Genomic DNA, 19,770 nt, shown 5'->3' on the forward strand with positions numbered 1-19,770 from the left:
GCAGCGGGGCAGCGGGGCAGCGGGGCAGCGGGGCAGCGGGGCAGCGGGGCCGAAGGTAACAACGGTGGATTCCCATGGGGAACCCACCGTTTTCTGTTTCCTCTGTCACCCCTGCGAAAGCCGGGGGCCATGACCCCGCCCCGCTGCCCCCCTGCCCCGCCTCCAGTTCGTCAGAACTGGACTTTCGGTGCATCCGCCGCCGCCGCGTTGGTCAGCTCGAAATACTCCTTCGGCGTCGACGCGCCGAACATCTTGGCGGTCAGGTTGTACGGGAAGGTCCGGACGTAGGTGTTGTACTGCCGGGCCGCCTGGTTGTAGTCCTGCCGCGCAACGGAGATCCTGTTCTCGGTGCCTTCGAGCTGGTCCTGCAGCTGCCGGAAATTCTCGTTCGACTTCAAGTCAGGATAATTCTCCACGATGGCCAGGAGCCGCCCGAGCGGGGCGTTCATCGCCTGGTTGGCATCGGCCATTTCCTGCAGGTTGCCGCCCTGCACGGCGCCCGCGAGCCGCGAGCGCGCGTCCGCCACCTCCGTGAAGATGGTGGTCTCCTGCTTGGCAAAGCCCTTGACCGTCTCCACCAGGTTCGGGATGAGGTCGGCCCGGCGCTGCAGCTGGACCTTGATCTGGCTCTCCGCCGAATTCACCTGCTCGTCGAGCGCCTGGATGCGGTTGTAGCCGCAACCAGCCAGGAGGGGCAGCAGCGCGAGAGCGGGCGCGAGGCGCATGACACGACGATTCATGGACGGTCTCCAATGGTCAGGTTATCAACGTAGCGCACCGTGGACTCCACGGCCGCGATATATCCGGCAAAGCAATCGGGGGTGCAGGTCCACTCGCCGTCGCCGAGATGCGTCAGGATCTCGACCACCCGCGTCGCCTGAAATCCGGCCACGAGGCCGGCGGTGGTGGCCACATCGGGGCGAGTCGGCGGGACCTGCGCCCCTGCGAGCACCAGCACGCCACGCAGCAGCACCACGAAGGACGGCGCCGTGCTCCGGGCGAGTCCGGCGAGCGCGCCGGGGTCGGCGGCCAGTGCCACAAACCCCTGCCGCAGCCGCAAGAGGCGACCGCGCAGATCGCGCTCGAGGGCGCCGCGCAGGTCCGCCGGGCGCACGGTCACGTCGGCGAGGGGATCGTCGCCCCGGAGCACCGTGTAGGCGCTCCGGATATCGGTGATTTCCACCGGGAAGACATCGGCGGCACGGCGCCATTCGGGGCGCGAGAGAAGGAGCGGGGGCGGCTGGTCGGCCTTCGCCCAGAACGCGAACGGGGTCGTCAGCGCACCCAGCACGTCCGGTGTGGCCGACTCGAGCACGAGGAGCAGGTTCACGTCCGACCAGCCCTCGACGTACTCGCCCCGCACCACCGAGCCGTGGAGCACCGCGCTGTATCCGCGGCCCAGGAGGCGATCGCACTCGCGAAGGAAGGGCTCGACCAGCGTCGCTGTCATGTCCGCCATCTAGAACCTCCCGCCGGCGCCACCGCCGCTGAAGCCGCCACCGCCGCCGAACCCTCCGAAGCCACCTCCTCCGCCCCCGAAGCCGCCACCACCACCCCATCGCCCTCCTCCACCTCCCCAAAATATGGGCGGTACGCCGGTGCGACGCCCCCCTGAGCTCCCCCCGGACGGCGGGCCGCCCCCCCGCGAGGCACGGATCATCGTCACCACCACCACGACGGCCACGATGAACAGGAAGAGCAGCAGCCCCCAGGAGACGTCTGGCCGGCCTCCCGGAGTCGTGAGGGTGCTGTCAGTCGCGCCGAGCCCACGCGCCACGCGCGCCGCGAGGAGGCGTGTGCCGGTGACCAGCCCGGGCCCATACTGCCCGGCGCGCAGCTCAGGCACCATGGCGTCCCGCACGCGGCCGGCGGCGGCGTCGGTCACGATCCCCTCGAGCCCCTGCCCCGTGCTGATGAAGATATGCCCGGAGTTCGGGTCGCCCTCGCGCCGAGGCACCACCAGGATGACCAGCCCCGCGTTTCGGGTGGCATCGCCGATCTGCGCCGCCCGCCCGACCCCCCAGGCGCGGCCGATGGCCAGGGCCACATCGGAGGCGGCATAGTCGCCGATGGTGGGGAGGGTGACGACCGCGAACTCCGCCCCGGTCACCGAACGCAGCCGCGACGCGATCGAATCGATGGTGGCGGCCGAGGCCGCGTCCACCACCCCCGCGACGTCCGTCAGGTAGCCGGTCGGCCTGGCCGGGAAGAGTGAGTCGACAGGTGACTGGGCGGCGAGGGCACCCGCGAAGACCGCGAGTTGAAGCGCGAGTCCCAGCCCGGTAGCTTTCACCCAACCTGTCACCTGATTTCTCCCGTCCGTGAGCTGCCTGTGTCCCGCTGGTGCATCCTCCTCCTCCTCCTGACCGCATCGTGCGATCGCCAGCAGACCGTGACCGTCGTGGCCTCGATTCCGGGCCTCGATTCCAACGGGACGGCGACGCCCGGATTCTCGTTCGTCGTCCTGCCGTACAACCGGGACAGCCTGGTCGCCGCCTTCGAAGCGCGGGCCACGACGCCGCGGCCCGCCACCGACCAGCTCGACTCCCTCTTCGCCACGTTCCGGGAGCCCTTTGCGGCCTACACCGGCCTGATCGCCGAGGTCGGCCAGCTCAACGACACCCTGGCCGCGCTGAAGGCACACCTCGACCAGATCTCCCGCACAAGCGAAGAGTACTACGCATCGTACGCGACGTGGGTCGCCCTGCGCGACTCGGTCCGTTCGCTCGACAAGGAAGCGGCCCGTGCACGCGCCGATCTCAACGCCGCGCGGCCCAAGTTCCTCGCCCAGAGCGAATCGCTTCGCGCGGCCGTGCGCGAATGGCAAGATAGCACCTATCGCGACTACGACCGGGCGGTGGATTCGATCGTGCGCGCGACCGGCCGGCCCCCGGTGGCCGACACCACCGACGCCTCGGGCGTCGCGCACGTCACCCTCCGCGGCGGCCCCTGGTGGGTCTATTCCCGCTCGTGGGATCCCGCCGATCCGAACGCCGAGTGGTACTGGAACGTCCCCGTCTCCTCCGACACCGTCCGCCTGAACGCCGCCAGCGGCGTCAACCGTCCCCGCTACTGACCCCGGAACCGACCATGCGCCTCTTGCCGACGCTGCTCGTCGTCGCGGCCCTCGCCGCCCCACTCAGCGCCCAGGAATCGATGGCGGCGCGGACCAAGGGAAGCCCGACCGCGCCCGTCACCGTCTACGAAATGTCGGACTTCCAGTGTCCCTACTGCGCCCAGTTTGCGCTCACCATCTTCCCGACGCTGGAAGCGGAATACGTGGAGACGGGCAAGGTGCGCTGGATCTTCGTGAACTTCCCGCTGCCCATGCACCCCAACGCCGTCTCGGCGGCCCAGGTGGCGATGTGCGCGGCGAAGCAGGACAAGTTCTGGCCGGTGCACGACCTGCTCTTCCGCAACCAGAAGGTCTGGGCGCCCCTCGAGGCACCGGGTGAATACCTGCTGACCTTTGCCGACTCCGCCTCGCTCGATAGCGCGGCGTTCAAGGAATGCCTGACCACCGGCGCCACGCGCGCCACCATCGAGAGCGACGCGAAGGCGGCGGTCAACTCCGGCGCCAAGAGCACGCCGAGCTTCTATATCGAGGGGGGCATCATGGCGGGGGCCCAGCCGGTCACGGTCTTCCGGCCGATCCTGGACTCGATCTACGCGGTGAAGACGGCGCCAGCGAAGTAGCGGGGCAGCGGCCCCGCAGCCCCGCAGCCTTCACCTCACCCCCTGTCCCCCTCTCCGTGATACGGAGAGGGGGGACGCCCGGCGAGATTGCAATTCGCTGAACGGCCTCCCTGCCCCGCTGCCCCCCTGCCCCGCCGTCCTACGCCAGCGTCAGCGACAGGAACACATCGTACAGCGCGTGCGTCCAGGCGGTGATGCCGAACCCGCGCAGCAGGTAGAGGGCGCTGAAGAGCACGCCGGCCACCGCCCGGAAGGTGAACGAGGCCAGCTGCAGCTCGTCGCCGTAGGGGCCGACGTAGTGGAACGCCGAGAAGATCAGCGCCCCGACCAGCACCGCAAAGATGCCTGAGGCGCCCGGCAGCCATCCGAAGCCCACCCGCGCCAGGCGCGCCAGCAGCCCCACCAGCAGGACCCGGAAGAGCAGCTCCTCGTACAGCCCCGCTCCCAGCGAAATCATCAACTGCGTCGGCAGGTCGAGTCCCGCCATCGGGCCGGCGCTCAGCATCGACGCACCGTGGAGGATGAGGCCGGTCAGGGTGCCGGTCACCACGCCGAAGACCAGGGCATACACCACCGACTCCGCCATCATCCCCAGGAAGTAGCGTCCGGTGATGGTCCCCCCGCGCCGCACGTCCCGCCAGACCAGCACCGCCGACACGCCCACCAGTGCCAGCCCGAACACCAGGAGCCCGTCGCGGCCGCCCAGCCAGAGGAAGGCGCTCTTCAGCAGGACATCGGCGCCGTTCCGCACGCCACTGATCGCGTCGCCCGACAGCAGGAAGGCCAGCCCCTCGTACCCCAGGAGCAGGGGTAGCGCGTAGAGGAGCGAGTACCGGGGCGCGCGGGTGTCGCGCCAGTAGGAGGGCTTGGTCGGGGGCATGCTGGAAATCTAGCACCCGACGAGTCTTCACCTCACCCACTGCCCCCCTGCCCCCCTGACTCCCCGCCCCTCCGCGGGCCCTTGCCGAACGCCTCCGACGCCGGGACATTCCGGCCATGCCTCACACGTCCCTCCTCTACCGGATCGCGGCCCGCTCGGCGTCGGCGCTGGTGCCGCTGGCCGGGCTCGGCAGCGAAAAGGTGGCCCGCAGCCACCAGGGCCGCCGCGGCGCTGTCGGGCGGCTGGTGGCGTGGGGCAAGCGTTCCCGCGACCCTGCACGCCCGCTGGTCTGGCTGCACGCCCCCTCCGTGGGGGAGGGGCTGCAGGCGGAAAGCGTCCTGCACGTCCTCCGCCGACGCCATCCCGAGTGGCAGTACGTCTACACCTGGTTCAGTCCCTCCGCCGAACCGCTGGGCCGGCGCCTGCCAGTCGACATTGCCGACTACCTGCCCTACGACCTGGCCGGCAACGTCAACGCCCTGCTCGCCGCCCTCCGTCCGGACGTGCTCGCCTTTTCGAAACTCGATCTCTGGCCGGAGCTCGCCACCCGGGCGGCATCCGCCGGGACGCGGGTGGTCATGGTGGCCGCGACGGTGTCGCCGGGAAGCGGGCGCCTGCGCTGGCCGGTGCGCCAGGCGCTCCGGCCAGGATATGCCAGCCTCTCGCTGGCGGGCGCCATTTCCACCGACGACGCCTCGCGGCTCGAACGCCTCGGCGCCGACCCGTCCCGCATCCGGGTCACCGGCGACCCCCGATTCGGACAGCGTGGTGGAGAAGGTGACCGCATCCGACTGGACGACCCCCTGCTTCAGTTCGGGAAGGGCGCACCGACCATGGTGGCCGGCTCCACCTGGCCCGCCGACGAGCGGGTGGTGCTGGACGCCTTCGCGCGGCTCCACGTCCATCGGCCAGATGCGCGCCTCATCCTGGTGCCCCACGAACCGACCGAACAGCACCTCGCTCCGGTCGAGCAGGCTGCGGCGCGGCTGGGGCTTCCGACGCCGGTTCGGCTCAGCCGGGCGGCCGACACGCCACTCCCCTTCCTCCTCGTGGATCGAGTGGGAGTGCTCGCGGCGCTCTACACCGGGGCGAGCATGGCCTTCGTGGGAGGAGGATTCGGGCGGGCCGGACTGCACTCGGTACTGGAGCCGGCGGCTTGCGGCATTCCGGTGGTGTTCGGCCCCAACTGGTCGAACAGCCGGGATGCGGGATTGCTGCTCTCGGCGGGCGGCGCCGAGGCGCTGTCGGCGTTCGGCACCGAAGAGGCGGGGGAGGCGCTGCATGGCCTCTGGCACGGGTGGATGGAAAACGAAACGCGCCGACTGTCGCAGGGACAGAAGGCGCGTGCGGTCGTGGAAGCGGGTCGAGGCGCCGCGGAGGCGTCAGCCGCGCTGATCGAGGAGGCGGTGGCCCGCCCTACTTGACGACGATCCCTTCCGCCGTGACGGTGCGCGGCACGATGATGCCCGCGCTCAGGACCGTGATCAGGACATCCGACCAGCGGCTCCGCACCTTGATCTTCACGTCGACCAGGGCCTTCCCCCCAACCAACTGACCGGCCAGCGTGTGGTGCAGGTCGGGACTGCTCACCTGCGTGATCCCCCACAACGCGTAGACCGCCTTGCCGGTGACCGTGAACCGTTCTCCACCCGGAGGCATCGGCGCCCCGGCGGCGGAGGCGAGGGTGACCGGCACGCCGATGTGGGTCGCATCGATGTTCTGGACGCAGCCGGCAAGAAGGACAGCCACGATGGGCAACAACCGGGCGGCGCGCCTCACAGGCCGAGCGCCCACTTGGCGCCGATCGACCAGGTCGTCGCGGCACCGGTGCCGGTGTCGATCCAGTCATAGGCGGTGCGGAGGCCGAGCCCGAAGATGAACGAAATATCGAGGCCGGCGCTGTACCCGAAGCGGGAGTTGTCGGTGCTCCCCAGGCCGGAGACCGAGGTGTAGTCCCAGCGGGGCGCGAACCAGGGCTTCAGGCCGAAGATCGGGAGCGGGATGGTGAGCCCGAGGCCGACGCCGACCGGGATGTGCGTCGTCTTATACCCGGCGAGGTCGCCATATCCGACGCCCGCCTGCAGGTTGACGAAGAAGGGGATCAGCGGCCCGCCGATCAGGCGGAGGTTGGCGGTTCCGCCATAGACTGCGTCACTCGTGCTGGACCCGTCCGCGGAAAAGGCGCCGACCGTCCCGGTAAACCCGAGCATGCCGAGACCGATGGCGCCGGTCGCCGCGAGGGTGTTCCCGCCGCCCTCGGGGAATCCGACGTCGCCCGCCACGTAAATGCCGCGCGGCACGCCGCTGTTGAAGACAGGGAGTCCCGGCACTTGCGCGGCGAGCGGGGCGGCGGGCAGCAGCAACGCTGCCAGGCCCGCCGCGGTCGCGATGGTCAGAATCCGTCGGATCATCTACTGAACTCCGGTGACGGGGCGGTGGCGGCTAGTGCAGCCAGGAGAAGCTGGCGGAGAGGCCGTCCAGATCGCCGAAGGATCCGCCCACGTTCATGCTGAAGCTGGTGCCGAACTTGATGTCCACGCCGATGCCGACCGCGAAATTGAGGTCGCTGTTGTCGGCAAAGACAGGAATAAAGGTCGGGGTGATGTAGGGGACGAAGCTGGTGGTGGAGTTCTCCAGCAGGATCTGCCGCCCGAGCGCAAACCCGATCGGGACGAAGAGCTGGTTGGCGTTGTCCAGGAGCGAGGCGCCGACGCCGACGGTCAGCGCGCCGTCGAGCGGGAAGTTTTCGGAGTGGTGCAGCAGCCGGGCCCGGTAGTCGCCGCCGATGAGGAACGCCGTGGCCCCGGTGTTGTCGGGGTTCCGGAAGCCGATCCGGACGCCGAAGTCGGCCATCGGTCCGCTCGCCATGCGATAGTAGCCCTCGAGCGCCAGGCCGTTGCTGTTGGGGTCGGAAACGGAGACACCGAACTCCGTCTGGTCGAAGAGGCGCTGGGACGACAGGAACACCGGCGTGCCGGTTTCCTGAGCGAGCGCCGGCGTCGACAGGACGAACAGCGACACGGCAGCGATCAGGCTACGACGCATGGACAACCTCCTTGGCATGTTCGGCGACGACACGGACGACGTTTCCCACCACCTGCAGGAACCCGCCGCGCACCGCAAAGGACTGCTCACCACCGGCGACGCGCACCAGCAAGGTACCCTCGCCGAGCAGCGTCATGAATGGGGCGTGGTGCGGCAAGATCCCCACCTGCCCGTCGTAGGCGGGGGCCTGCAGGCTCTCCGCCTCGCCGTCAAAGATGGATCCCTCAGGGGAAATCACCGTGACTCGCATCACGCCGCCGCCATCTTCTTGGCCTTCTCCACCGCTTCGTCGATGCCGCCGACCATGTAGAAGGCCTGCTCGGGCAGGTGGTCGAACTCACCGGAGAGCACCCGCTCGAAGCTCTCGATGGTCTCCTCGAGCTTGACGTACTTGCCGGGGAAGCCGGTGAACTGCTCGGCCACGAAGAAGGGCTGCGACAGGAAGCGCTGGATGCGGCGGGCCCGCGACACGACCAGCTTGTCCTCTTCGGAGAGCTCGTCCATGCCGAGGATCGCGATGATGTCCTGGAGCGCCTTGTAGCGCTGCAGGGTGAGCTGGACGCCGATGGCGACCTTGTAGTGCCGCTCGCCGACATACTGCGGCGAGAGGATCCGGCTCGAGCTGTCGAGCGGGTCCACGGCGGGGTAGATGCCCAGTTCCGAGATGGCGCGGGAGAGCACGACCTGCGCGTCGAGGTGGGCAAAGGCGGTGGCCGGCGCGGGGTCGGTCAGGTCGTCGGCGGGCACGTAGATGGCCTGCACCGAGGTGATGGAGCCCTTGGTGGTCGAGGTGATCCGCTCCTGCAGGTCGCCCATTTCGGTGGCCAGCGTCGGCTGGTACCCGACCGCGCTCGGCATGCGGCCGAGGAGCGCCGAGACTTCGGAGCCGGCCTGGGTGAAGCGGAAGATGTTGTCGATGAAGAGGAGCACGTCCTGGTTCTCGACGTCGCGGAAGTACTCCGCCACGGTCAGGCCGGTCAGCCCGACGCGGAGACGGGCGCCCGGCGGCTCGTTCATCTGGCCGTAGATGAGGGCGGTCGACTTGAGCACGCCGCTCTCGGACATTTCGAGGTAGAGGTCGTTCCCCTCACGGGTCCGCTCGCCCACGCCGCAGAAGACCGACTTGCCGCCGTGGCCCTTCTGCACGTTGTTGATCAGCTCCATGATGACGACGGTCTTGCCGACGCCGGCGCCGCCGAAGAGGCCGATCTTGCCGCCCTTCACGAACGGGGCGATCAGGTCGATGACCTTGATGCCGGTCTCGAAGACGGTGGTCTTCGGCTCGAGATCGACGAACTTCGGGGTCTCGCGGTGAATGGGCCAGCGCTCCACCCCGGCGGGGATCGGGGCGCCGCCGTCCACCGGCTCGCCGAGCACGTTCAGGATCCGGCCGAGCGGCACGTCGCCGACGGGGACCGTGATGGCGGAGCCGGTGTCGGTGATCTGCATGCCGCGAACGACGCCGTCGGTGGTGCTCATGGCCACCGCGCGCACCTGGTTCTGCCCGATGTGCTGCTGCACCTCGGCCACCAGCTTGATCGGCTGGTCGCCGCTGGAATCCTCCAGCAGGAGGGCGTTGTAGATCTCGGGCAGCTTGCCGGGCTCGAATTCCACGTCGAGGACGGGGCCGATCACCTGGACGACGGTGCCGATATTCAGTGTGGCGGTGGTCATGCGTTGGTATCCCGTGTAGTCAGAGTGATCGAGTTAGCCCTGCAACGCCGCGGCGCCGCCGACGATCTCGGCGATTTCCTGCGTGATCGCCGCCTGGCGCTGACGGTTGTAGGTCCGCTTGAGCAGGTCGAGAATCTCGCCCGCGTTGTCGGTGGCGCTCTTCATCGCGGTGCGCCGGGCCCCGTGCTCGGCGGCGCTGGTCTCGACCAGCCCGCGGTACATCGTGTTCCGCACATAGAGCGGGAGCAGCCGGTCGAGGATCTGCGCGGCGTCGGGCCGCAGGATGTAGTCGGCCCGCGCGGCGCCCGCCTTGGCCGCCGGCGGCTCAACCGGGAGAATCCGGAGCGTCGTGGGAGGCGTGGTCAGCGGGCTGATGAACGCCGCGTAGACCAGGTCCACGCTCGCCAGCTCGCCCTGCGAGTAGGCGGCGATCAGCGGCGCCATGATTTCAATGGCGTGATCCGGCGTCGGGTTGTCGGTCACGTCCGCCCGCTGCAACGCCATGGACCGGCCGAGATACCTGAAGAAGCCAATGCCCTTCTTGCCGATGGCGTAGAGATCGACCGTGTAGCCGGCCTTCTCCAGCGCTTCCATCCGGCGGCGGCCTTCCTTGATCAGGTTGGCGTTGAAGCCACCCGCCAGCCCGCGATTGGAGGTCAGCAGAATGACCGCCGCGCGGGTCGGACCGCCCTTCGCCGGCGGCGCCGGCTGCCGGAGGAGGGGAAAGCCCTCGGCCAGCTCGGGGGTGACCAGGTCGGCAATGACGCCGCGCAGTGCCTCGGCGTACGGCCGGGTGGCGACGACGCGGTCCTGCGCCCGCTTCAGCTTGGACGTGGCCACCAGCTCCATCGTCCGCGTGATCTTGCGGGTGTTGGTGACCGAGCGAATCCGGCCCTTGAGGGCCTTCGACTTGGCCATTACGCGACGTGGAACAACGGCTTGAAGGACGCGATGGCCGCCTCGAGCGCGGCGGTGAGCTCCTTGTCAAACGCCTTCTTGGTCCGGATCCCATCGAGCACCGCGGAATGCGCCGACGCAAGGTACTCGAGGAAGTCCGCCTCCCACTGCCGGATGTGGCCGACCTCGACGTCGTCGAGATGCCCGTTGGTCACCACGTAGATGATGGCCACCTGGCGCTCGACCGGCATCGGCGCGTACTGCGGCTGCTTCAGCACTTCAACCAGGCGGGCGCCGCGGGCCAGCTGCTTCTGCGTGGCCGCGTCGAGGTCGGAACCGAACTGGGAGAAGGCCTCGAGCTCGCGGAACTGCGCCAGCGAGAGGCGGAGCGGACCGGCCACCTGCTTCATCGCCTTGATCTGCGCGTTGCCGCCAACGCGGCTGACGCTGATGCCGGCGTCCACCGCGGGGCGGATGTTCGAGTAGAAGAGGTCGGTGGTCAGGAAGATCTGGCCGTCGGTGATCGAGATGACGTTGGTCGGGATGTACGCCGACACGTCACCGGCCTGGGTCTCGATGATCGGCAGCGCCGTGAGCGAGCCGCCCGGCTTCTTGATGCGCGGATCGAGCTTCACCACGTCGGCCTCTTCCGAGATCTTGGCGGCGCGCTCGAGGAGACGGCTGTGGAGGTAGAAGACGTCGCCGGGGTACGCCTCGCGGCCCGGGGGACGGCGGAGCACCAGGGAGAGCTGGCGGTACGCGGCGGCCTGCTTGGAGAGGTCGTCGTACACGCAGAGGGTGGCCTTCCCCTCCTCGTACATGAAGTACTCGGCCATGGCGGCGCCGGTGTAGGGCGCGATGTACTGCAGCGGCGCCGGCTCGGACGCCGAGGCCACGACGACGATGGTGTAGTCCATCGCGCCGGCCTCGCGGAGCCGCTCGACCACCGAGGCCACCGTCGAGCGCTTCTGCCCGATGGCGACGTACACGCAGACGACGCCGGTGCCCTTCTGGTTGATGATGGTGTCGATGGCGATGGCCGTCTTGCCGGTGCCGCGGTCGCCGATGATGAGCTCGCGCTGGCCGCGGCCGATCGGGATCATCGCGTCGATGGCCTTGATGCCGGTCTGGAGCGGCTCCTTGACCGGCTGCCGCACGATGATGCCGGGGGCGACCATTTCCACCAGCCGCGAGGTGTCGGTCTTGATCGGGCCGAGCCCGTCCACCGGGCGGCCGAGGGCGTCCACGACGCGCCCGAGCAGAGCCGGCCCGGCCGGCACCTCGAGCACGCGGCCGGTGCAGCGGACCTCGTCGCCCTCCTTCAGCACCAGGTAGTTGCCGAGGATCGCGGCGCCGACGCTGTCGGCGTCGAGGTTCAGCACCAGCCCGGTCACCGTCTCACCGGTTTCCTGGGCGGTGAACTCGATCATTTCACCAGCCATCGCCTTGGACAGCCCGTACACCCGGGCGACGCCGTCCTTCACTTCGAGGACGGTGCCGACGTCGGCGGTATCGATGGTCGCGAGGTTGGCGGCGGCGATCTCCTTGAGGAGAGCATCCTTGAGTTCGCCGGGGCGCAGCACGGATTCGGTGGCCATGTGTGTGGTCGCCTGTTTCACCAAAAGGGGTGAGAAGATTTGGTTCGTCTACAGCTTGTGAAAATAATCACATAAGAGGGTAGGAAGCAACCGGAGAGCCCCCTCATCCCCCAGCCCCCACTCCCTCAGGGAGCGGGGGAGGTGGATCTCTACAAGCGGCTCCTGGTGTGCCCCCGTGCGAAGCGGCCGAGGAGTTCCCGGGGCGTGGTTTGCGCGAGCTCCTGCACACCGATTCCCGCGATCCGGCGGGCCGTCGACCCAAGGTGACTGGAAGAGGAGAAGGAGAGAAGCGCGGCCACCTGGGCCACGGTGTAGCCGGGGTTGTGGAGCAGCTGGGCCGCCGCTACGACCCGCAGGAAGTCGATGACCCGCTTGAGGTTAGGAGCCCCACCGGCGCCGAACTGGCGGGAGAGGTGTTCCCGGGAGACCCCCAGGCGTGCGGCCAGGGCGGCTGTCGTGACCGGCTGGTCCACCCGATCAATAAGGAGGTCCCAGAGCTGGCGCTGCAACGGATCGGCAAGCCGGAGGAGCCGGGGGGCGTCGGCCAGGGCGCGGCGCCGGGTGGCGACCAGCGATACCCGCCGAACCAACTCGCCCACCACCGCGTCATCCACTCCCTCCACCAGCACCGCCGCCACCTTTTGCCTGCGGCACTCGGCCAGCAGGGCGCCGTCGTCGGGACGGATGGGGGCGTAGACCACGATGGGGATGTCGGGGAAGTCGGCGCGGAGGGCAGCCCACTCGTCGAGGAGGCCGGGGTGCGGCGCAAAGACGACCGCCTCGACGATCCGGCGATCGAGCAACTGCCTGAGATGCGCCGGGGTGCGGCAGGTGACGACGCCGGGGCCACCACGAGGGAGGGAGCGCCGGAGCGCCGTCACGGCGCCCCGCCCGTCGAGCATGGCGGCGATGGCCGCCATCGTCAGCCTTCGGCGGCGACGGGGTCCGGCTGCTTCTTCGGCCGCCCCGCCCCGACCGCCACCAGGGTACGGGCCATCTCGCCGCCGCGGCGGAGGACGCCGCGCGCGTTGTCGTAGCTCAGCTGCTCGAGCGCCTTGTCGAGTGGCAGCCAGCGGTGATCGGTGATCCCCTCGTCTTCCTGCGGAATGACCTCTCCCTCCGGGCTCTCGAAGAGGAAGAAGTGGCAGAACTTGTGGATGGCGCGGCCGCGGAAGCGGAAATGCCAGTCGATGATCCGGATGGGACCGTGCAGTACCAGCGACTCGAGCCCGGTCTCCTCGCCGGTCTCGCGCAGCGCCGCCTCGGCGGGCGTCTCTTCCTCCTCCAGGTGACCCTTCGGAAACCCCCAGTGGCGGTAGGAGTCCTTGATCAGGAGGAAATGCGCCTCCGTGCCGAACCGTCGAAAGACGATTCCGCCGGCACTGACTTCGCGCTCCGGTTTCCGCTTGGGCATCAGGCTAAAAGACCGAGAACTTGAAGTACTTGCGGGGGTTCACCTGGATATCGGCGATCAGCTTCCGCAGTTCGATCATGGTGGCGGTCGTCTCGTTGTACAGCGTCGAGTCCTTGGTCAGCATGCCCAGGGTGCCCTGCCCCGCCTGGAGGCGGCCCATGACGGAATCGGCCGCCACGAGAATCCGCACCAGGCTGACCTCGTGTTCCCGCGCGGCGGCCATGAGCACGCGCAGGTCGGCGGTGGCCACCCGGAGATCGGCCGACGAACCCTGCGCCGAATTGACGATGTTCTGGAGCTGTCCCTCGCTGGTGGCCGAGTCGAGACGTGAGAGCGTGGCGCTCAGGTCCTTGGCCGCACCGGCAAAGTCGCGCGATCCGGCGACGGCGTTGGTCGAAATCCGGTCGACCTTTTCCGTCTGCTTGTTGGTAAACGCGGTCAGCGTATTTACCATGGTCAGGAATTCGTCCAGGCTGTTCCGGACCTTGGCGGCGGTGGTCGAGTCGAAGACGGCGCCAACCCGGTCGGTCAGGAGGGCAATGTCACCGGCAATGCGGCCAGCCTGCGCCGTCAGCTGGCCGATGTCGGGCAGGGTGGCGCCGGGCCAGTCGTCCGGCCCCGCCTTCTTCGCCGCCATCAGATCGGCCAGCACGGCGGGCTGGTCGACGGGATCGTCGAGGGAAATGATCTGCGCCTCCCACTCGCCGAAGAGGCTCGCGGTCGAGGCGATGACGGCGGGGCTGGCGGGAATTTCCGAGCGCTCCTCCAGCTTGAGCGTGGCCACGACCCAGTCGCCGTCGGCAAGCTGGACCGAGAAGACCTGGCCGATCTTGACGCCGCGCAGGGTCACCGGCGCGCCGACGCCCATGCCGCCCACCGTGCGGAACCGCACCGTGACCTTTTCGGGCCGGCTGCCGATCTGAATGTGCCCGAGCCAGATGGCGCCGACGACGACGATCAGGAGGGCGGCCAGCACGGTGCCCCCCACGGCGAATGCGTTTCGCTGCTTCACACGCCCCCCGCGGACAGGGGGGTGGCGTCGGGGGCGCCCAGGAGGTTGGGCCGCCCCTCGATGAACTGTCGCACCACGGGATCCTCCGTCTGCTGAATCTCCTGGACCGTCCCCACCTGGCGAATGCGTCCCTCGTAGAGCATGGCGATCCGGTCGCCCACAGTGTAGGCGCTCCGCATGTCGTGGGTCACCACGATGGCGGTGGTGCCGTACTCCTCCCGGACCCGGACCATCAGCTGGTCGATGACCGCCGAGGTGACGGGGTCGAGGCCGGTGGTCGGCTCATCGTACAGAATGTACCGCGGCCGGAGCGCGATCGCGCGTGCAACGCCGACCCGCTTCCGCATCCCGCCCGAGAGCTCGGCGGGGTAGTGGTCCTCGGTGCCCTTGAGGTCCACCACGTTCAGGCTCTGGGCCACGCGCTCCTCGATCTCCCCCGGCTCGAGCCCCCGGCGCGCGAGTCCGAGGCGGATGTTGTCGCCGATGGTCATCGAATCGAAGAGGGCGGCGAACTGGAAGACGTAGCCGATCTTGCTCCGGAGCGCGGTGAGGCCATCCCAGTCGAGCTCGTGCACCACCTCGTCGTCCACCGTCACCGATCCCGAGTCGGGCGCCAGCAGGCCGACGACGTGCTTCAGGGTGACGCTCTTCCCCGCACCGGAGAAGCCGATGAGCGCGGTGGTCTCGCCTTCAGGAATATCGAGCGTGAGGCCGTCCAGCACGACCTTCTCCCCGAAGGCTTTCCTGACGTCTTGAAATCGAATCATGGAGCCCGGCCCCGCTGCCCCGCAGCCCCGCCGTGACTGCCCCCCTGCCCCGCTGCCCCCCCGGGCCGCCTCAAAGAAGCACCACCGCCCAGAAGGCATCGAGCACCAGGATCGCTTCGCAGCCGTAGACGACGGCCAGGGTCGTGCGCCGGCCGACGCCTGCCGCGCCGCCCGAGGTGGCGAGGCCCTGGAGGCAGCCGAGGAGGGTGACGGCGGCGCCGAAGCTGGCCGCCTTCACGAGGCCGTACCAGATGTCCTTGAACTTGTAGAAGATCTGCAGCCCCTTGATGAACTCGGCGCTGGACAGGTCGAGGAGGTTGAGCGAGGTGAAGTAGCCGGCAGTCACGCCGAGCGCGACGGCGAGGGCCGTCACCACGGGAAACATCAGCGTGCCCGCGAGCACCCGGGGGACGACGAGGTAGGCGTACTTGTCGTAGGCCAGGGTCTCGAGAGCGTCGACCTGTTCGGTGACGCGCATGGTGCCGAGCTCGGCGGCGATGTTGGCGCCGACCCGGCCGGCCAGCGCCATGCCGGTGAGCACGGGACCGAGCTCGAGCATGATGGCCTTGCCGACGAGAGTCCCGACGAAATAGATGGGGACGGCGCCGGTGAAGATGTACTTGGAGAGGAGCGCGAGCACGATGCCGGTGAAGAGCGCGATGAATAGCGCGATCGGCACGGAGGCGACGCCGAGGCGCCACATCTGTTCGAGCAGCAGGGGTCCCCAGGTGCGGCGGTCACGGAGGGCGCGAGCGGCGTCGACGGCAAACGTCCCGACGCGGCTGACCTGCCGACCCGGAGCGGAGTCCCGAAAGGTCGCGGGGAGGGTCACGGTTGGAAGTTACGCCTAGGCCGCGTAGCTCGCCAGCGCCCGGCCGACGTCGCCCTCGCCGAGCCGCTTGAGGGCACGATCGCGCAGCTGGCGCACGCGCTCGCGAGTCACCCCGAGCATGGCGCCGATTTCCTCGAGCGTGTGCTCCTGCCCGTCGTCGAGGCCGAAGTAGAGGCGGAGGACGCGGGCGTCGCGCGGCGGCAGCGAGGCCAGCGCCAGCTGCACCTCCTCGGAGAGGAAGCGTTCCATGGCACGGGCTTCGACGTCGTTGGAGTCGTCGGCCACGAAGCGGTCGATGAGGGTGCGTTCGCCGCCGGCGTCGAGCGGGGCGTCGAGCCGCATCTCGCTGGTGTTGAGCGCCATCAGCGACTGGACCACGTCCTTCGAGAGGTCCACCTCGGCGGCGACCTCCTCGGGGGTCGGCTCGCGAACCAGCTTCTGGCGGAGGAGCTCGGTGGCGCGAATGATCCGGGAGAGGTCGGCGGTGCGGTTGAGGGGGACGCGGACGGTGCGGCCCTGCTTGGCGATGGCGGCGAGGATGGCCTGGCGGATCCACCAGACGGCGTAGGAGATGAACTTCACGCCGACGTCGGGATCGAATTTCCGGGCGGCGGTGAGCAGGCCGATGTTGCCCTCGCCGATCAGGTCGGTCAGCGCCATGCCGCGGTTCTGGTATTTCTTGGCCACGGAGATGACGAAGCGGAGGTTCCGCTTCACGAGTTCCTGCATGGCGTCCTGGTCGCCGGCGCGCACCCGCCGGGCGACGGCGATCTCCTGCTCGGCGGTGAGGAGTGGGGTCTTGCTGACCTCGAAGAGGTACTGGTCGAGGATGTCGCGCTCCGCAGGACTCGCTCCGATCGCCTTGGCGGCCTTCCGTGGTCGCGGAGCGCGGGCGGGGCCGCTGGGCAGCGGGGCAGCGGGGCCGTTGGGCGGGTCGGCAGGTTTTTTCGCGAATTTCTTTACGGGCATGGAGGGGCCTGTTCTGCTTGACACATCTCTAACGGGCATCTAGGTTTGGGTGCTGTCCCGGCGGCGCCGTTTTCGGGCCACGGTGATGGTGATAGATAATGGGGGCGTAGCTCAGTTGGGAGAGCGCGTGAATGGCATTCACGAGGTCAGGGGTTCGATCCCCCTCGCCTCCACTCCCAGACAGGACCGGGTGGCGGGATGCGCTCGGAGTGGTTGCGCGAGGGCGGGGACTCGGCTAGACTCCCGTCCCTCGTCATTGCGGGAATAGCTCAGTTGGTAGAGCACAACCTTGCCAAGGTTGGGGTCGCGGGTTCGAGTCCCGTTTCCCGCTCTCCAGAGGAAAACGTCGCGGGGTGGAGCAGTCTGGTAGCTCGCCGGGCTCATAACCCGGAGGTCGTGGGTTCAAATCCCACCCCCGCTATTTGGACGGACAGATGGGCAGACGGGCAGTCGGGCAGTGAGATCGCCTCTGGGATGGCCTCCTGACCGCCGGCCCCGCTGCCTGACTGTCCGTCTGGGTTTTCGGGCGGTTAGCTCAGTTGGTTAGAGCGCCACGTTGACATCGTGGAGGTCACAAGTTCGAGCCTTGTACCGCCCATGCAGTCTGCGCCCATAGCTCAATTGGATAGAGCATCTGACTACGGATCAGAAGGTTAGGGGTTCGAGTCCCTTTGGGCGCATTGTTGCAGGGACGGGGCGTAGCGTAGCCTGGTAGCGCGCCTGCTTCGGGAGCAGGAGGTCGCCGGTTCAAATCCGGCCGCCCCGATTTATGTTTGGATGGTAAGGAAGGGTTCGGGTCCGTAGCTCAGTTGGATAGAGCGCTTGCCTCCGGAGCAAGAGGTCGTAGGTTCGAATCCTATCGGGCCCATCACACAGAGCGCCCCGAGTCATCGGGGCGCTCTGTCGTTCGGGTCCCCGCCCTCCCGCCGGGCGCCTACTCCGACGGCGGCGCCGCCAGGTCCTTCGAGAGCACGTAGTAGTCCGGGTCCACCTTGAACGCCGACGGGTTCCCCGGCGCCAGCTCGGTCGTCTGCCACTCGGTGGTCGGGTGGATCCGCTGGTAACTCCTCCCCGCCGAGCGTCACGTCCACCGGCATCGCGAAGCCGGGCACCACGTCGGTCCAGCGATAGGTCAGCGCCGTCCCGTCCAGGCGGTATTCCAGGGTGGGCACCATCGTGGTGCGCAGGTACTCGTCGAAGACCGGCTTCAGGTCGATCCCCGCCTGCTGGCTGATGTAGTCCTCCACCTGGGCCCCGGTGACGGTCTGGTGCCAGAAGGTCCGGTTGAGCCCGCGCAGGATCTGCCGCCACTCCTTGTCATTGTCCACGATCTGCCGGATCGTGTGCAGCATGTTCCCGCCCTTGTTGTACATGTCGCCCGAGCCCGCGACGTTGACCCCGTACGTCCCGACGATCGGCCGGTCGTTCCGGATGCCGCGGCGCGACCCGATCACGTACGCGCTCCCGTCCGCCTTCCCGAACTGGCATTCGACGTAGAGGTTCTCCGCGTAGTTGGCGAAGCTCTCATGCACCCACATGTCGGCGTTGTCCTTGGCCGTCAGGTTGTTGGCGAACCACTCGTGGGCGCTTTCGTGCACGATGATGAAGTCAAACTTGAGTCCGATCCCGGTACCCGAGACGTCCCGCTTGCGGTAGCCGTTCTCGTACCAGTTGCCGTAGGCGACGGCGCTCTGGTGCTCCATGCCGGGGTGCGGGGTCTCGACCAGCTTGAAGCCGTCCTCGTACCAGGGGTAGGGCCCGAACCAGTGCTCGAAACAGGCCATCATCGACCGGGCCTGGGGGAACTGGCGCTGGGCCGCCTCCAGGTGGTAGCTCAGCGGCCAGTAGTCCATTGTCAGCATGCCCCGCTCGCCCTGGTAGAACTCGGCGTAGTGGGCGTAGCTGCCGGCGCCGACCGCGATCGCGTAGTTGTTGATCGGGTTGGCCACGAACCATTCCCAGGTCGTGGTGCCATCGCCGTTCGGGCGCACGCTGCGCAGCCGACCGTTCGAGACGTCCACCATCGGGTCGGGGAGGGTCAGGGCGACGCGCTGGCTGTCGGGCTCGTCGGCGCCGATGTCCTTGTTGGGCCACCAGACGCTGGCGCCCAGCCCCTGGTCGGTGGTGACCACCCAGGGGCGGTCCAAGCTGTCGGCGGTCCAGGTGAAGCCGCCGTCCCACGGCGGCCGCTTGGCCGCCTGCGGCTTCCCGTGGTAGTAGACCGTGATGGTCCTGGCGGCGCCGATGGCCTGCGTGCCGCGGACGCGCGCGAAGAAGGCGTTGCCGTCGCGCCGGAACGGGACGGCCGCACCGTCCTGGATCATGCTGTCGACCACCAGCGGCTCCATGAGGTCGATCTGCATCTCATGGACCGGCGCCACGACACGGTAGGTGATGGCGTTGTAGCCGCGGATGCTGGAGTCGGCCGGGGTGATGGCGACGTGGAGGTCGTAGAAGGTCACGTCCCACCAGGTGCGGGCGGGGGCCGTGGTCGAGCCACGCAGCGTGTCGGCGTGGGTCAGGCTGTCGGCCGCCTGGCCGAGGGCGACGCCGGGCAGGACGGCGAGCAGGGCGAGTGTCAGGGTGGGTAAGCGCATCGGTGGAGAATGGGGGGAACGGGCCGGGAACTCAAGCCGCCCGGGGTGGGCTATTTGCCGGACAGGCCCCAAGGTTCCGGCTCGATGGACGACGGACCAGAACCTCGCACCCCTGACGCCACCGCTGTCCGCTGGGCCACGAACCAGAGCCATGGCGCCCTGGTGGGGATTGCACCCTGCTCCACTGCCCTGCCCTGGTCGTCGAGCACTTCCAGCACCGACAATCCCGCCGACTCCAGCTGCGCACGCTGCCGTTCGGTGTCGATGTAGTAGTGGATGAGTGAATAATCCTCGGCGACATCATTGATGAGGGCATACTCCTTGTTCGACCGCTCGCGCTGGCGCATGTGATGGTGGGTCCAGAGGAGGCGGAGCCACCGGCCGATGTT

The 19,770-nt window shown here is 68.6% G+C and carries 22 protein-coding genes and 7 tRNA genes; 10 read left to right on the forward strand and 19 right to left on the reverse strand.

The window, feature by feature from the left end; translation table 11 throughout:
• Nucleotides 1-170: 170 nt before the first annotated feature.
• From R2910_04755 to R2910_04765, 3 genes are read right to left on the reverse strand one after another with little or no spacing between them, the layout of a single operon-like run.
• Nucleotides 171-740, reverse strand: coding sequence for a LemA family protein (locus tag R2910_04755; protein MEZ4412280.1), 570 nt, complete (start codon nucleotides 738-740; stop codon nucleotides 171-173).
• On the reverse strand, nucleotides 737-1,459 hold the full coding sequence (locus R2910_04760) for a nucleotidyltransferase domain-containing protein (protein MEZ4412281.1): 723 nt from the start codon (nucleotides 1,457-1,459) through the stop codon (nucleotides 737-739). Before R2910_04760 ends, R2910_04755 begins: the two co-directional genes overlap by 4 nt.
• Nucleotides 1,460-2,305, reverse strand: a complete 846-nt coding sequence (locus tag R2910_04765; protein ID MEZ4412282.1) for a TPM domain-containing protein — start codon at nucleotides 2,303-2,305, stop codon at nucleotides 1,460-1,462.
• A 27-nt stretch (nucleotides 2,306-2,332) separates the two neighbouring features.
• Between R2910_04765 and R2910_04770 the strand changes: the two genes are divergently transcribed.
• Nucleotides 2,333-3,076, forward strand: coding sequence for a hypothetical protein (locus tag R2910_04770; GenBank protein ID MEZ4412283.1), 744 nt, complete (start codon nucleotides 2,333-2,335; stop codon nucleotides 3,074-3,076).
• 14 nt (nucleotides 3,077-3,090) lie between these two features.
• The gene (locus R2910_04775; GenBank protein ID MEZ4412284.1) at nucleotides 3,091-3,696 is read left to right on the forward strand and encodes a thioredoxin domain-containing protein; all 606 of its coding nucleotides are present in this window, start codon (nucleotides 3,091-3,093) and stop codon (nucleotides 3,694-3,696) included.
• Between the two features lie 139 nt (nucleotides 3,697-3,835).
• Here R2910_04775 and R2910_04780 read toward each other — a convergent pair whose 3' ends face one another.
• Nucleotides 3,836-4,576, reverse strand: coding sequence for a CPBP family intramembrane glutamic endopeptidase (locus R2910_04780; GenBank protein MEZ4412285.1), 741 nt, complete (start codon nucleotides 4,574-4,576; stop codon nucleotides 3,836-3,838).
• Nucleotides 4,577-4,692: 116 nt separating this feature from the next.
• Here R2910_04780 and R2910_04785 point away from each other — a divergent pair, with 116 nt between their 5' ends.
• Nucleotides 4,693-6,000, forward strand: coding sequence for a glycosyltransferase N-terminal domain-containing protein (locus R2910_04785; protein MEZ4412286.1), 1,308 nt, complete (start codon nucleotides 4,693-4,695; stop codon nucleotides 5,998-6,000).
• Here R2910_04785 and R2910_04790 read toward each other — a convergent pair.
• The 13 genes from R2910_04790 to R2910_04850 all read right to left on the reverse strand — a co-directional run bounded on the left by R2910_04790 (nucleotide 5,993) and on the right by R2910_04850 (nucleotide 16,784).
• Complete coding sequence (locus R2910_04790) at nucleotides 5,993-6,325, reverse strand: hypothetical protein (GenBank protein ID MEZ4412287.1); 333 nt, start codon at nucleotides 6,323-6,325, stop codon at nucleotides 5,993-5,995. The genes R2910_04785 and R2910_04790 overlap by 8 nt on opposite strands.
• Nucleotides 6,326-6,351: 26 nt before the next feature.
• The gene (locus R2910_04795) at nucleotides 6,352-6,987 is read right to left on the reverse strand and encodes a hypothetical protein (GenBank protein ID MEZ4412288.1); all 636 of its coding nucleotides are present in this window, start codon (nucleotides 6,985-6,987) and stop codon (nucleotides 6,352-6,354) included.
• Between the two features lie 31 nt (nucleotides 6,988-7,018).
• Nucleotides 7,019-7,621, reverse strand: coding sequence for a hypothetical protein (locus tag R2910_04800; GenBank protein ID MEZ4412289.1), 603 nt, complete (start codon nucleotides 7,619-7,621; stop codon nucleotides 7,019-7,021).
• Entirely contained in the window at nucleotides 7,611-7,871 is a 261-nt protein-coding gene (gene atpC, locus R2910_04805; protein ID MEZ4412290.1) for an ATP synthase F1 subunit epsilon, read from the reverse strand. The genes R2910_04800 and atpC overlap by 11 nt, the downstream gene beginning before the upstream one ends.
• Nucleotides 7,871-9,295 (reverse strand): F0F1 ATP synthase subunit beta, encoded by a 1,425-nt coding sequence (gene atpD / locus R2910_04810; protein MEZ4412291.1) that lies wholly within the window; start codon nucleotides 9,293-9,295, stop codon nucleotides 7,871-7,873. Before atpD ends, atpC begins: the two co-directional genes overlap by 1 nt.
• Nucleotides 9,296-9,328: 33 nt before the next feature.
• Nucleotides 9,329-10,213, reverse strand: a complete 885-nt coding sequence (atpG, locus tag R2910_04815; protein MEZ4412292.1) for an ATP synthase F1 subunit gamma — start codon at nucleotides 10,211-10,213, stop codon at nucleotides 9,329-9,331.
• Nucleotides 10,213-11,790 carry a F0F1 ATP synthase subunit alpha gene (atpA, locus tag R2910_04820; GenBank protein ID MEZ4412293.1) on the reverse strand — a complete coding sequence of 526 codons (1,578 nt, stop codon included), beginning with the start codon at nucleotides 11,788-11,790 and terminating at the stop codon, nucleotides 10,213-10,215. Before atpA ends, atpG begins: the two co-directional genes overlap by 1 nt.
• Before the next feature lie 149 nt (nucleotides 11,791-11,939).
• Nucleotides 11,940-12,710, reverse strand: a complete 771-nt coding sequence (locus tag R2910_04825) for an AraC family transcriptional regulator (protein ID MEZ4412294.1) — start codon at nucleotides 12,708-12,710, stop codon at nucleotides 11,940-11,942.
• Between the two features lie 2 nt (nucleotides 12,711-12,712).
• The gene (locus tag R2910_04830) at nucleotides 12,713-13,204 is read right to left on the reverse strand and encodes an NUDIX domain-containing protein (GenBank protein ID MEZ4412295.1); all 492 of its coding nucleotides are present in this window, start codon (nucleotides 13,202-13,204) and stop codon (nucleotides 12,713-12,715) included.
• A 4-nt stretch (nucleotides 13,205-13,208) separates the two neighbouring features.
• Nucleotides 13,209-14,216 carry an MlaD family protein gene (locus tag R2910_04835; protein ID MEZ4412296.1) on the reverse strand — a complete coding sequence of 336 codons (1,008 nt, stop codon included), beginning with the start codon at nucleotides 14,214-14,216 and terminating at the stop codon, nucleotides 13,209-13,211.
• Nucleotides 14,213-14,983 carry an ATP-binding cassette domain-containing protein gene (locus R2910_04840; GenBank protein MEZ4412297.1) on the reverse strand — a complete coding sequence of 257 codons (771 nt, stop codon included), beginning with the start codon at nucleotides 14,981-14,983 and terminating at the stop codon, nucleotides 14,213-14,215. The genes R2910_04835 and R2910_04840 overlap by 4 nt, the downstream gene beginning before the upstream one ends.
• 70 nt (nucleotides 14,984-15,053) lie before the next feature.
• On the reverse strand, nucleotides 15,054-15,815 hold the full coding sequence (locus R2910_04845) for an ABC transporter permease (GenBank protein ID MEZ4412298.1): 762 nt from the start codon (nucleotides 15,813-15,815) through the stop codon (nucleotides 15,054-15,056).
• A 15-nt stretch (nucleotides 15,816-15,830) separates the two neighbouring features.
• Entirely contained in the window at nucleotides 15,831-16,784 is a 954-nt protein-coding gene (locus R2910_04850; GenBank protein MEZ4412299.1) for an RNA polymerase sigma factor RpoD/SigA, read from the reverse strand.
• Nucleotides 16,785-16,884: 100 nt separating this feature from the next.
• Between R2910_04850 and R2910_04855 the strand changes: the two genes are divergently transcribed.
• From R2910_04855 to R2910_04885, 7 genes are all read left to right on the forward strand, one after another.
• Nucleotides 16,885-16,957: transfer RNA gene (locus R2910_04855), tRNA-Ala, on the forward strand.
• A gap of 85 nt (nucleotides 16,958-17,042) precedes the next feature.
• Nucleotides 17,043-17,115, forward strand: a tRNA-Gly gene (locus R2910_04860).
• A gap of 16 nt (nucleotides 17,116-17,131) precedes the next feature.
• A tRNA-Met gene (locus tag R2910_04865) sits at nucleotides 17,132-17,205 on the forward strand.
• A 103-nt stretch (nucleotides 17,206-17,308) separates the two neighbouring features.
• A tRNA-Val gene (locus R2910_04870) sits at nucleotides 17,309-17,382 on the forward strand.
• Between the two features lie 8 nt (nucleotides 17,383-17,390).
• Nucleotides 17,391-17,464: transfer RNA gene (locus R2910_04875), tRNA-Arg, on the forward strand.
• 12 nt (nucleotides 17,465-17,476) lie between these two features.
• A tRNA-Pro gene (locus tag R2910_04880) sits at nucleotides 17,477-17,550 on the forward strand.
• Nucleotides 17,551-17,578: 28 nt separating this feature from the next.
• Nucleotides 17,579-17,652: transfer RNA gene (locus R2910_04885), tRNA-Arg, on the forward strand.
• 19 nt (nucleotides 17,653-17,671) lie between these two features.
• Here the strand turns inward: R2910_04885 and R2910_04890 are convergent.
• Nucleotides 17,672-19,381: a M1 family metallopeptidase gene (locus R2910_04890; protein ID MEZ4412300.1), complete on the reverse strand. Its 1,710-nt coding sequence runs from the start codon at nucleotides 19,379-19,381 to the stop codon at nucleotides 17,672-17,674.
• Between the two features lie 50 nt (nucleotides 19,382-19,431).
• Nucleotides 19,432-19,770, reverse strand: a 339-nt coding sequence (locus tag R2910_04895; GenBank protein MEZ4412301.1) for a hypothetical protein, incomplete at its 5' end; no start/stop codon positions are given.

Source organism: Gemmatimonadales bacterium, assembly GCA_041390145.1.
Taxonomy (GTDB): domain Bacteria; phylum Gemmatimonadota; class Gemmatimonadetes; order Gemmatimonadales; family GWC2-71-9; genus SPDF01.